Consider the following 12,348-nt stretch of genomic DNA (forward strand, 5'->3'; position numbering starts at 1 on the left):
TCGCGAAGGCGTCTTAACATTCAACACAGAAGTTGACTGACACGACGCCTTCGCGAGCAAGCTTCGCTCCTACAGGGGATCGGTATTGAATAATTAGATTGCACACAATTCAATTGCTTACTATGTTTGACGCTTCTTCCTTCATCTGGAGCCCGAACCCATGAGCGACAACCTGCTGAACATCCCGGTCACTACCATCAAGGGTGAACAGAAAACCCTGTCCGACTTTGCCGGCAAAGCCGTGTTGGTGGTCAATACCGCCAGCAAATGCGGTTTCACCCCGCAGTACAAAGGTCTGGAAGAACTGTGGCAGACCTACAAGGATCAAGGCTTGGTGGTGCTGGGTTTCCCCTGCAACCAGTTCGGCAAGCAGGAGCCCGGCAACGAAGGGGTGATTACCGAGTTCTGCGAGCTGAACTACGGTGTCAGCTTCCCGCTGTTCAAAAAGATCGACGTCAACGGTTCCGACGCCCATCCGCTGTTCGTGCAATTGAAAAAGCGCGCACCGGGACTCTTGGGTTCCCAAGGCATCAAGTGGAACTTCACCAAGTTCCTGATCGGCAAGGACGGCCAGTTGGTCAAGCGCTTCGCCCCGGCCACCAAGCCGCAGGACTTGACCGCCGAGATCGAAGCCCTGCTCAAATGAACAGCGTGTCCGCCGATTCCCTGAAACTCGACAGCCAGCTCTGCTTCAAGCTGTATGCCGCTTCCCGGGCGGTGATTCGTGGCTACAAGCCGATGCTCGATCAGCTCGGCCTGACCTACCCGCAATACCTGGTGATGCTGGTGTTGTGGGAATGGCAGGAAGAGGCGCCGGAGCAGCCGACCGTCAAGGCGCTGGGCGAACGTCTGGCGCTGGATTCCGGCACGCTCACGCCGTTGCTCAAGCGTCTTGAGCAACTGCAACTGGTGCAGCGCCAGCGCTCGGCGCGGGATGAGCGTGAGGTGCACCTGAGCCTGTCGCCCGCCGGCCAAGCCTTGCGCGAGCAGGTCGGGCCGCTCAAGGCGCGCCTGCTGTGCGACAGCGGCGTGGACCTGAATCGCCTGAATGAACTGCGTGACGGCCTCGATCAGTTGTTGGGGCAGATCAAGGCACTGTCGTAGTCGGGATCCACAAGTCGAGCAGGGCAGCCAGCTCTTCTCGGCGGAAAGGCTTGGCCAGATAGTCGCTCATGCCCGCCACACGACAGCGTTCGCGTTCTTCGGACATGGCGTTGGCGGTCAGGGCGACGATCGGCAACTGCGGCCAACGCCCGCTGCGACGAATGTGCCGACTGGCTTCGTAGCCGTCCATCACCGGCATGTTGCAGTCCATCAGCACCAGATCGAACTCACTCAGCTCAAGTTGATCCAGGGCTTCGGCGCCGTGGGCGGCGACAACCACTTCGCAACCGAGTTTGCCGAGCATGCCCTTGGCCACCAATTGATTGACCGGGTTGTCCTCCACCAGCAGCACCCGACCGCGCCGTTGGGGCGTGAGGGCGACGAGTTGCGCGTCGTTGATCGTCGCTGTGTCCGGCTGCAACACCCGGCGCAGTGTCTGGTACAGCGCGTTGCGGGCCAATGGCCGCGCCTGTTGTTGCAAGGGCGCCAGGGCCGCAGCTTCTTCGCTGGGCATGAAACTGCCATAAGCCGTCACCAGCAGAATCGGCGCCGTCAGCGTGGGGCGCAGGCCGAATAGGCATTCCGGGCAGTCGGTGATCAGGACATCGGGATCCAGCCCAAGCAACGAGTCCTCAATGGAGCGCTGCTGATAGTCGAGGCCCCATAACGGCAGCAGGCTTTTCAAGAGTTCCGCCAGGCCACTGCTGGCCGTCGTAATCGCGATGACTTTGCCTTGCAGTGGCGCAGGTGCAATAGCGCGGGTGTGGCAAGGCAGCGGCAGGTCGGCGCAGAACTGGCTGCCGAACCCGGCCTCGGAGCTGATCGTCAGCCGTCCTTGCATCGCTTCGCAGAGGTTATACGTGAGGGCCAGGCCCAACCCGGTGCCGCCGAATTGCCGGGTAATACCGGCGCCGGCCTGGGTGAAGGGCTGGAAGATTTTGACCTGCGCATCCTGGGCGATGCCGATACCGGTGTCGCACACCTCGATGCGCACGCCATCTTCAAACGTCGAAAGCCGCACATCGACCCGTCCGAATCGGGTGAACTTGAGGGCGTTGGACAGCAGGTTGCTGACAATCTGCCGCACCCGGGTCGGGTCGCCCAGCACCAGGGCTGGAAACTGCGGATCGATCAGGCAGGCCAGTTCGACGCTGGGTGCGGCGTTCTGCGACAGCAGGTTGGCGGTGTCCTCAATCAATGAGCCGAGGTCGAACGGTATATGTTCGAGCTCCAGTTGCCCGGCGTCGAATTTCGACAGGTCGAGGATATCGTTGAGCAGTTCCACCAACACTTTGCCCGAGTCATGCGCGATCGACAGTTGCTGTTGTTGTTCCGCATTCAACGGGCCATCGAGCGAGAGCGCGATCATCCCCAGCAAACCGTTGAGCGGGGTGCGGATCTCGTGACTCATGTTAGCCAGGAACGCCGAGCGCGCTTCAGCCATGTCGAGTGCGGTGCTGCGGGCAACTTCCAGTTCTTCATTCGATTGGCTGAGCCGGGTGTTGATAGCCTTGAGTTCGGCAGTGCGCGCCGAGACGATGTTTTCGAGTTGCGCGAGGTAGTCGGTCAGGCGGTTTTCCGCATTGCGCCGTTGCTGGATTTCGGTGGCGATGTTCTCAAACTGTTGATTGGCCACTTTGACCAGAACACCGATTTCATCGTTTTCATGCCCCGCCGGGTATTCCAGCCACGTCGGTTCCGCGCTTCGCGGATCGCGGCCGCTGAGTTCGCGGATGACCCGCACCAGCGGCTTGGTCAGCATCACATAGAACAGCGCCAGGAGAATGCCGGTCAGGATCAGGCTACGGGCGAAACCGTTGAGCAAGGTCACTTCGGCCCGGCGCAGGAAGCGGTTACCGAAGGAATAGGTATCAACCTCAAGCTTCAAGGTGCCGAGGGATTCGTTGGGTAAATGGTCGAGGTAGAGTCGGTCTTCGAACTGCCGGTTGGCGCCGAACAGGAAGTCGCTGATCACCCGGTAACCGCTTTGCAGGCCCTGGCGCTTGACGCTGGCCAGCACGGTATTGTTGTTATCGGTCAATTGCGCGCTGATGATCGCCGGCGAACGCAACAGGCCCATGGTCAGTTCCTGGGCGAGTTCGGCGTCGATGTTGTAGGCGATGCGTGAGGCCGGGTTATGGCTGATTTCCAGCAACGACAGGATTTCGCGGTTGATGGAGGCGTCTTCGCTGGCATAATCGATGCCTATTTGCACCAGACTGAGCAAGGTGCCCAGTATGAAACCGACCAGCACAGTGAGCCGGGCCTGCTTGTATGACAGCCGGTGGGTGAACTTGATATCCATGGGGTGTTGAACCACTTCCGTTTCCCTTCGCTGCTCAAGCATAGTCGATCATGCATGGATACCGATGTTCCCACGTCATCCTCTTTCGAGGGTGCTGGTTGTTGTAAGTTGCTGTATCGCCATCATTACTGTGAAACGTGCCCGAGGAGAAGACGTGGATTCCCGATTGAATGCTTTTCTTGAACGCGCCGATGCCGTTCTGGCCCGTATCGAACCCCTGCTGCCGGCCCCTCGGCAAACCATCGACTGGGCGCATTGCCTGGCCGCGCGCTGGCAGCGTGAGGGTCGCAGCGGTTTCCTGTTGCCGCTGCAAGTCAGCCTCGACACCCGTTTGACCGACCTGATCGGTGTCGATCGCCAGGTCGAGCAACTGGGCCGCAACACCCAGCAATTTATCGACGGCATGCCGGCCAACCATGCGCTGCTCTGGGGCTCGCGTGGCACCGGCAAATCGTCGCTGGTCCGCGCGTTGCTGTCCGAGCACGCTGCCGCCGGTTTGCGCCTGATCGAGATCGAGCGCGATCACTTGGCGGACTTGCCGCGTATCGTCGAACAGATCGCCAAATTGCCCCAGCGTTTCGTGCTGTTCTGCGATGACCTGTCTTTCGAATCCGGCGAAGGCGATTACCGCGTGCTCAAGAGCGTGCTCGACGGCTCCCTGGAGCAAGCGCCGGACAACGTTCTGTTGTACGCCACGTCCAACCGCCGCCACCTGGTGCCGGAAAAGGAAAGCGATAACGAAAACTGGAAACGCGTTGATGGCGAACTGCACCCCAGCGAAGCGGTGGAAGACAAGATCGCGTTGTCGGACCGTTTTGGTCTGTGGCTGTCGTTCTATCCGTTTACCCAGGAGCACTTCCTCAATGTGGTTGAGCACTGGATCGGGCAACTGGCCGACAAGGCCGGCCTCGCCTGGCAGCGCACCGAAGAGCTGGATATCCTCGCGGTCCGCTGGGCGACTGGCCGTGGCAATCGCAATGGCCGTTGCGCTTATCAATTTGCACGTTATTGGGTTGGACTGAAGCTGTTGGAGAACAAGGCATGATCGATTTACAACAAAGCGGCCAGGGCCTCGAAGGCTACGGCATGCTGCACGCACAGCTGGAATCCTTGCTGGCGGACGAGCGGGATTTCATCGCCAACGCGGCGCAGTTTTCTGCGTTTTTGTTCAATCAGCTCGATGACCTGAACTGGGCCGGTTTCTACCTCAATCGCAACGAAGAGCTGGTGCTGGGCCCGTTCCAGGGACAGATCGCCTGTGTACGGATTCCGTTCGGTCGTGGTGTATGCGGGGCGGCAGCGGCGACTTTGCAGACGCAACTGGTCGAGGATGTGCATGCGTTTCCCGGACATATCGCCTGCGACAGCGCCTCGAACAGCGAACTGGTGGTGCCACTGGTCAAGGACGGCCGACTGATCGGCGTGCTGGACCTGGACAGCCCGAAACTGGCGCGGTTTACCGCTGACGATCAGGCGGGTATCGAGCAACTGGCGGCGATATTCCTGCGCCTGACGGATTGCTGACCACCAGTTGAAGCGCACCTCCTGTGGGAGCGGGCTTGCTCGCGAAGGCGGTGTGTCAGTCGCTATGTGTGTTAACTGATACACCGCCTTCGCGAGCAAGCCCGCTCCCACAGTTGGTCTATGGCGCTAGCGTAAGCCTGCCTTGGCCAGCAGGCTTTCCGAATCCACGACATCGATCTGTTTCGGGTCGAGGAATTGTTCTGCGTACTGCCGGTAAATCTGCTCGTTGATAAACAGCCCGAACAGCTCGGGATCGATATGGGCATCGCGGCACATCGTGGCCATGATGCCCAGCGCTTCGCTCAAGGACTTGGCTTTCTTGTAGGGGCGATCGGCTGCGGTCAGCGCTTCGAAAATATCGGCAATCGCCATCATCCGCGCCGGCAGGCTCATGTCGTCGCGCTTCAACTGTTTGGGGTAACCGGTGCCGTCCATTTTTTCGTGGTGGCCGCCGGCGATTTCCGCGACGTTGTTGAGGTGGCCAGGGAAGGGCAGGTGGCTGAGCATCAGGATCGTCTGCACCATGTGGTGATTGATGATGTAACGCTCTTCGCGGGTCAGGGTGCCCCGGGGAATGCTCAGGTTGTAAAGCTCGCCGCGATTGTATTTGTGGTGCGGCACATCGAGCTTGAAACCCCAGGGATTGTCGGCCGGGATCAGTTCGCTTTCGGCGCGTTCCAGCAGGTGCTCGGGTTTGTCCGCCAGTAACGGTTCACTGACCGGCAGCGTCGGCGCGGGATTGCGTGCCTGGCGGCGGTTCTCTTCCCAAGACACCCCCAGGCGATCATCCAGGGTTCGGGTCCAGGTGTGTTGGGCGATCAGGTTCAGACGCTTGAGGTCGTCCTCGGCCATCGCTTCGCCGCCCAGGTTGCAACGGGCGATAAAGGCAAAGTCATCGTCCAGCCCGGCCAGATTGGCATTGCGCAGTTCAGCCAGGTGTTGTTCGTCGCCACCCAAAGCGATGGCCTGCCAATAGTTGATCCAGGCGTCACGCTTGAGCACTTCAAAACGGGTGCGGATTTCGTGGATGCGATCGTTCAGGGTTTCCAGTTTGGTCGCCTTGTCGACCACATATTCAGGCGTGGTGACCTTGCCGCAATCGTGGAGCCAGGCGGCAATGTGCAGGGCTTCCCACTCATCTTCGGTGGGCTGGTAGCCGCTGAACGCGGGCTCTTGGCTGGCTGCGGCCGCCTGGGCGAGCATCAGGGTCAGCGCCGGCACGCGCTGGCAATGGCCGCCGGTGTACGGGCTCTTGGCATCGATCGCGCCGGCCAGCAGTTGAATGAACGAATCCAGCAGTTGTTTTTGCTTGGCCTGCAGGCGCTGGCTCTCGATACTCACCGCCGCCGCGCCGGACACCGCTTGCAGAAACGCGATGCGATCCGGGCGAAGTTTTTCCAGGTCGCCTGGGCTGCCACTGTCGGCCAGCAGCAAAATCAGCAACCCGACGGTTTCGTTATGCCGATTGCGCAGCCGAATGCCGATCAAATGCACCCGTGGGCTCTCCATGGCCAGCAAGACTTTTTGCAAATCCCCAGCCTGTTCGAAACCCAGACTGGCGACCACATTGTCGGTAACCGCCAACTGTTGCAGCCACGAAGGGCTCTGCGGGTTCTGCAGTTCGTGTCCCTGGACACCGAACGACGGCAAGGGTTGGGACGCGCCGTTGATCACCAGGCCATGGGGCTCGATGCGATCGCTGTCACTTTCGCGCAGGTAGATCAGGCCGGCCTGGGCCTGGGCGATTTTTACCGTTTCAAACAGCACCCGTTGCAGCAAGGGCGCGAACCGGGTTTCGGCACACAGGCTGTCGGTGATCTGAAAAAAACTGCCCAAGGTGTCCTTCATCCGCACCATCGAAACATGTAACTGATCGACTTCCAGTACCGGTGAACGACGACTGACGGGAAAGTTGAAATCGAAACTGCGAATCGCATCGGCTTCCTTCACCAGCGCACGCAAGGGTTTGACCAGGATCCGCGACGTCAACCAACCCACCGGCAGGCACAACAATAAAGTGGCCAGGGTGATCAGCGCCCCTTGCCAGCGCATGCGGTAGGCATCGACCAGCAATTCATCCTCGGGCACCAGCAATGCCATCTGTAAACCCTCGGGGCCACCCTCCTGCATGTGGCTGCGGGCGACGATCCATTGCCGGCCAGCGACGTCCAGGCGCTTGCCCGTCTGTGGGTTGGCGAGCAGGGCACCGAGAACGGGGCTCAGGTCGGCGGCTTTGCTAAGGCGGGCGGTCTGGTCATCGATGATCAGTTTGCGGCTGTCGGGATAGGCAATCGCATTGCCCTCGGCATCGAACAACGCAATCTCGGTGCTGGGGGTGACGACGTGTTTGGCCAGGGTCGCGGAAAGCTCGGCCAGGGTCAGGTCGGCGCCCATCACCGCACCATCGCCACTGCGCCGGGCCAGTGTGGTGCCGACGTTATGGGTAGAGAAGAAAATGTAGGGTTCTGTGGTGATCTGGTCCGTGTCCTGGCGAGCATTGGTAAACCAGTCGCGAGTTCGCGGATCGTAGCTTTCGTCGGCAATCTGTTGGCGGCTGATGAGGTTCAGGGCCAGGTCGTAGAACAGGAATTGGGAGACAACCTGCGCTCCGTCGCCCTGATGTTCGATGCTCCACACCTGATACGCCGCCGTGTCCGGCGCCTTGAGCTGCGTCTTCAAGGCTTCGGTGCGCAACGGCCGGACCATGAAGAAATCGCCATTGCCGTAGCCCAGGTACAGCGAGGCCAGGTTGGGATTGTCCTTGAGTGATTGGCTGAACGGCTTGAGCAGCGCCAGGCGCGACGCAAGTGCCGGGGCTTGGGTGTCCGGTGTATCGGCCAGCAGGCTCAGCAGGTGACGAATCGGCTCATAGGTCGATTGCAGGTCCAGGCGTACATCCTGCTCAATGCGATTGAACAGCTTTTCGCTGCTGGACAGGATGATCTGCGTGGTCTGCTGGTAATTGAAAATGCCCAGCACCACGCCGGTCAGCAACAACAGGAAGGTGAACATGACGCTGATATGAACGTGCAGGGGAAACCGGCGTTGATCCGGGCGCAGTGGGCTGGGCATTACAGTCTCTCCATAGTGGTTAACGCACTGCTCAGCGTCCAAGCATAGTTAAGGCTCCGTCATTTTGCTGTGGGTGTTCAGGTCAATCTGTTGCAGCAACGCGCGCTCCAGTTCAAGCATGGCCAGATCCATGTTTTTGATGGCGAGGCTCAGTCCATTTTCAGCCGCTGGTGCCTGGCAGGCTTTTTCGAGCGCCTGGCAACAATCGATCAATCGGGAGGCCTGGATGATGCGGGCCGCGCCTTTGATTTTATGCGCGATGTCGAGCAGGGCCTGATGGTCATCGAGAGTGGACAAGCCCAGCAGCTCCTGGCGATCCAGGTGGTTGCTGCTCAACAGTTCGTCCAGCAACCGCTGGGTCATTTGCGGATTGCCTCCCGTCAGCAAATCCAGCCCTTGCAAATTGAACGGCTGCTGACGAACCGATGGCTTGATGCCTTCGACCCACTGACTCAATGCCATCAGGCTCAGAGGTTTGAACAGGCAATCATTCATTCCTGCGTATTTGCAGCGGTGTATTTCTTCCGGCTGCGCATTGGCGGTAAACCCCAGCACGGTGCATGACGGGCGTTGTTGCTGCCGTTCATGCTCGCGGATGGCGCGGGCCAGATCGTAGCCATTCATGATGGGCATGTTGCAATCGACCACCACCAGATCGAAGGGCTCGATCTTCCAGGCATCCAGTCCGGCCTGGCCATCGTTGGCCCCGGTAAACCGATGCCCCAGGTATTCAAGCTGTTGGCACATGAGCAAGCGGTTGGCGGGATGATCGTCGACCACCAGAACATTCAATGGCGTGCGGGTGGTGTGGATGGGTGTTTCAACCCGGTCCGACGCCTGCTCCGGCGCCAATGTTGCCAAGTGCAATGAAAGGCTGACCTGAGTGCCCACCCCCAGCTGACTGTTCAGTTGCAGGCTGCCGCCCATCATTTCGCACAATTGGCGACTGATCACCAGGCCGAGCCCGGCGCCGCACCTGGCCATCTGCCCGGTGTTATCGGCCTGGGCAAAGGGTTCGAACAGACGCTGCTGATCCTGTTCGCTGATGCCGACCCCGCTGTCCCTCACCTGTACCTGCATCCGCGTATGCTCGGGCTCATCACCGGGCAATAGCTCGACGGTTATCCTGACCTCGCCCTGTTGCGTAAATTTGATGGCATTGCTGACCAGATTCGACAGCACCTGTTTGAAGCGCAGCGGGTCAAGCAGCACATCCACGGGCGGCTGGGGCGGGTTGAACTCCAGCAGCAAGTTAAGATTTTTTTGCCGGGCCAGTCCGTCGAAAATCCTCACCACCGAGGTCACGATTTCCCCCGGATTGACCCGCTCCGGGCTCAGGCTCAGTCGCCCGGATTCGATCCGGGCAATGTCGAGAATGTCGCCGATCAGCTCCAGCAAGTCTTTTGCCGAGCTGTAGGCGGTTTCGATGGACGAATGATGCTGATGCCCTTGATCCATTCGTTTGAGGGTCAGCTCCAGCATGCCGATCACCGCGTTCATCGGGGTGCGGATTTCGTGGCTCATGGTGGCCAGGAACGTACTTTTGGCCCGGTTGGCCTCATCGGCCTGCTCCTTGGCGGCTCGCAGCTTGTCGAACAGTTGCCGCCGCTCGCTGATGTCGATCCAGCCGCCGATGATGCCTTGCACTTCACCGCTGGAGTCGCGATAGGGCAGGATCCAGTGATAGATCGTCAGCCGGCGGCCGCCGATGTGCAACGGACGGTCGACAATCAACGGCAACCCTTCGGCCACAACCCGTTGATAGTCAGCCTGAAACTCCCGGGCTTCGAAGGCATTGTTCATGTTGCCCGGCATAACGCATTTGCCGATCACGTCTTCGCGTTTCGCCTGGAAAACTTCCAGGTAACTGTCGTTGCAACTTTGCAGCAGCCCTTGGCGGTCACGTACATAAATCGGGTGAGGCGTACCGTTGACCAGCGAGCGCATGAATTCGAACTGATCGTTCAGCGCGCGCTCGGCCGCCTTGCGCTGATTGATCTGACGGCGCATCCAGGCGTTCCAGGCCATGGAAATCAGCAACAGCACGCTGGCGCCGATCACGAGCTGATAGAACACCCGGTGAAAGTTGTTCCAGGTCCTTTCCGAAGCCGCCGAGTAGCCACGCCAGCGACTGTTGATCACGCCCAGTTCTTCCGGAGCAATGCTCAGCAGCGCTTTGTCGATGATCGAACTGAGTTCGGTGGCGCCCCGCGCCGTGGCCAGCGAGAACGCTGCCTGTTGGGTGCCAATGGTGGTGCTGATCTGCAGTTTGTGTTCGAAGATGCGCGACGAAATAAAGTAATTGGCGATGACCAGTGAGTTGACGGCACCTTCTACCTGGCCCTCGGCGAGCAATTCCACAGCGTGAAAGGTGTCCGGCGTTTCAATCAGGTGGATCCGCGGAAATTCGCTGCGCAGATAGTCCACCAGCGGATTGCCCTGGGCGATGGCCAGGCGCTTTTCCTGTAGCTGCGAAAGGTTGGTCGCGCTGTCGGGGGACTTGCGCGTCAGCAGCACAAAGGAGTTTTCCAGATACGGGCGGCTGAAGTTCAGTTGCGCTTCGCGTTGTGGAGTCGGCAGCAGCGCTGCGATCAGATCGGCCTGATTGCCTTTGACCAGCGCGATCATCTGATCGTCGCCGCGGCTGCGCTGAATGTCGAAGCGCAAGCCGGTGCGCAAGCGGATCAGTTCGAGAAGGTCGGCGGTAACGCCGCGAAAGTTGCCGTCGCTGTCAAAAAACGTCAACGGCGCAAACGCCTCGTTGACCACCACACGGACGACAGGGTGCTGCGCCAGCCAGCGCTGTTCGCGGTCCGTCAGTTGCAGTTTGTGATCGGTGAGGAGAATGTCGCTGCCGGCGCTCCAGCGCTTGGCGATGTTTTCCCGTTCGCTGGTGGGGACAGCGTTAAGTATCGCGTTGACGATCTGCAGCAGGTCCGTGTTGTTCTTGTGTACGGCAAAACTGAAACCGTGAGCTTCGTGTTTACCGAAATTGGCCATGCGGATGTTGTTCAGGTAACCCTTGTTGATCATGTAGTGGGCGGAAATGGTGTCGCCGAGAAAAACGTCAGCCTGGTCAAAGGCCACCGCATTGATTGCATTTTGATAAGAGGGGTAGTCGGTGATGATTGCCTTCGGGTACAGCGCCTGAACTTCCTCCCGCGGTAAATAGTGATACACCATGCTCAGGCGCAGCCCGGCGAGTCCGTCGGTCAGAGACCGGGTTTCTCCCTCCCGGGTTACCAATACCGGTTGATCCACGGCATAGGGCACGGACAGTTGAATGTCGGCATTGTGTGCTTCGAATCCGTTGGCCGTGCCGAGCAGGTCGACCTCACCGTTTTCCAGTGCATCGATGGCGGCATTACGGCTCGCGTAGCGCTGGACCTTGACCGGCAAGCCCATGGCCTGCCCGAGGATCCCGGCATAATCAGCGGTGAAGCCTTCATAGTCACGGCCGCTGACAGTCAGGTCAAAAGGCGGGTAATCCGGGGCAGATGTGCCCACGATCAGTTCGCGTTTATTGTTAGCCCATTGCCGTTGTGATTTATCCAGTTGGACTTCCAGATGCCCGACTGTGGCGCGGCTGAGCAGGGTGTAGTTCTCGACGGCGTTATGCGTCGCGGACACTGAAGTGCTCAGGCATAAACCCGTGCTCAATATTATTAGATAGTCCTTTATGCTGCTGGGCATCCTGTCTCTCACACTAAGGCGTTACGTTTTGCCATCTCGATGAGCGCTACCAGGGATTTGGCCTTGAGTTTTTGCATGAGTCGTTTTTTATAAGTGCTTACCGTCTTGTTGCTCAGGAACATGCCCTTGGCGATTTCCTTGTTAGTGCGCCCTTGAGCGAAAAGTTGCAACACCATCAGTTCCCGGTCATTCACGGACTTGAACAATTCAAGTTCGGCGTAGCGCACATCATCCGGGCGCACCGGGTTCAAGGCCTGGCTCGGGAAGTAGTTGTAGCCCGACAGAACGGCCTTGATGGCGCTCATCAGTTCACTCAGATCTTCCTGTTTGCACACATACCCCGAAGCGCCGGATTGCATGCAGCGAATCCCGAACAGCGTTGGGCATTGCGCCGTCAGCACCAGTGTTTTCAACGGGGTGCTCATTGCATTGAAGCGAGAGAGAACTTCCAGCCCGTCGAGTTTGGGAATGCTGATGTCGAGAATGATCAAGTCGGGCATGCATTCACGAACCATCTGCATGGCATCGACCCCATTATCGGTTTCGCCCACGACTTTATAACCCTCATGCTCCAGCAGCATCCGGACAGCAAGACGGATGACGGGGTGATCGTCGACAATAAAAACGTTTTGTGGACAGATATCTCTTTG

8 protein-coding genes are annotated in these 12,348 nt (G+C 59.1%); 4 read left to right on the forward strand and 4 right to left on the reverse strand.

The genetic code is table 11. The features are described 5' to 3' along the window. The first annotated feature begins 160 nt into the window (after nucleotides 1-160). Entirely contained in the window at nucleotides 161-646 is a 486-nt protein-coding gene (locus tag NK667_RS04370; protein ID WP_054613942.1) for a glutathione peroxidase, read from the forward strand. Next, complete coding sequence (locus NK667_RS04375) at nucleotides 643-1,104, forward strand: MarR family winged helix-turn-helix transcriptional regulator (protein ID WP_054052054.1); 462 nt, start codon at nucleotides 643-645, stop codon at nucleotides 1,102-1,104. The genes NK667_RS04370 and NK667_RS04375 overlap by 4 nt, the downstream gene beginning before the upstream one ends. Here NK667_RS04375 and NK667_RS04380 read toward each other — a convergent pair. After that, nucleotides 1,088-3,409 (reverse strand): hybrid sensor histidine kinase/response regulator, encoded by a 2,322-nt coding sequence (locus NK667_RS04380; RefSeq protein ID WP_054052056.1) that lies wholly within the window; start codon nucleotides 3,407-3,409, stop codon nucleotides 1,088-1,090. The genes NK667_RS04375 and NK667_RS04380 overlap by 17 nt on opposite strands. Before the next feature lie 154 nt (nucleotides 3,410-3,563). On the opposite strand from NK667_RS04380, the gene NK667_RS04385 reads away from it, so the two are divergent. Both NK667_RS04385 and NK667_RS04390 read left to right on the forward strand, forming a co-directional pair. After that, complete coding sequence (locus NK667_RS04385) at nucleotides 3,564-4,454, forward strand: ATP-binding protein (protein WP_054613943.1); 891 nt, start codon at nucleotides 3,564-3,566, stop codon at nucleotides 4,452-4,454. After that, on the forward strand, nucleotides 4,451-4,933 hold the full coding sequence (locus NK667_RS04390; protein ID WP_054052060.1) for a GAF domain-containing protein: 483 nt from the start codon (nucleotides 4,451-4,453) through the stop codon (nucleotides 4,931-4,933). The genes NK667_RS04385 and NK667_RS04390 overlap by 4 nt, the downstream gene beginning before the upstream one ends. A 126-nt stretch (nucleotides 4,934-5,059) precedes the next feature. Here NK667_RS04390 and NK667_RS04395 read toward each other — a convergent pair whose 3' ends face one another. Genes NK667_RS04395 through NK667_RS04405 form a run of 3 tightly spaced genes read right to left on the reverse strand, consistent with a single transcriptional unit; the run spans nucleotide 5,060 to nucleotide 12,339 of the window. Then, complete coding sequence (locus tag NK667_RS04395; RefSeq protein ID WP_054613944.1) at nucleotides 5,060-8,005, reverse strand: HD domain-containing phosphohydrolase; 2,946 nt, start codon at nucleotides 8,003-8,005, stop codon at nucleotides 5,060-5,062. A 48-nt stretch (nucleotides 8,006-8,053) separates the two neighbouring features. Beyond that, nucleotides 8,054-11,698, reverse strand: a complete 3,645-nt coding sequence (locus NK667_RS04400; protein WP_054613945.1) for a transporter substrate-binding domain-containing protein — start codon at nucleotides 11,696-11,698, stop codon at nucleotides 8,054-8,056. A gap of 8 nt (nucleotides 11,699-11,706) precedes the next feature. Beyond that, nucleotides 11,707-12,339 carry a response regulator transcription factor gene (locus NK667_RS04405; RefSeq protein WP_152980853.1) on the reverse strand — a complete coding sequence of 211 codons (633 nt, stop codon included), beginning with the start codon at nucleotides 12,337-12,339 and terminating at the stop codon, nucleotides 11,707-11,709. Between the last annotated feature and the right edge of the window lie 9 nt (nucleotides 12,340-12,348).

Source organism: Pseudomonas nunensis (assembly GCF_024296925.1).
GTDB classification, from domain to species: Bacteria; Pseudomonadota; Gammaproteobacteria; order Pseudomonadales; family Pseudomonadaceae; genus Aquipseudomonas; species Aquipseudomonas nunensis.

Excerpts from the sequence above, each read along its gene's own strand:
- NK667_RS04370 (WP_054613942.1), top strand. The coding sequence starts at position 161 with ATGAGCGACAACCTGCTGAACATCCCGGTCACTACCATCAAGGGTGAA.
- NK667_RS04375 (WP_054052054.1), top strand. The coding sequence starts at position 643 with ATGAACAGCGTGTCCGCCGATTCCCTGAAACTCGACAGCCAGCTCTGC.
- NK667_RS04400 (WP_054613945.1), bottom strand. The coding sequence starts at position 11,698 with ATGCCCAGCAGCATAAAGGACTATCTAATAATATTGAGCACGGGTTTA.
- NK667_RS04380 (WP_054052056.1), bottom strand. The coding sequence starts at position 3,409 with ATGGATATCAAGTTCACCCACCGGCTGTCATACAAGCAGGCCCGGCTC.
- NK667_RS04395 (WP_054613944.1), bottom strand. The coding sequence starts at position 8,005 with ATGCCCAGCCCACTGCGCCCGGATCAACGCCGGTTTCCCCTGCACGTT.
- NK667_RS04390 (WP_054052060.1), top strand. The coding sequence starts at position 4,451 with ATGATCGATTTACAACAAAGCGGCCAGGGCCTCGAAGGCTACGGCATG.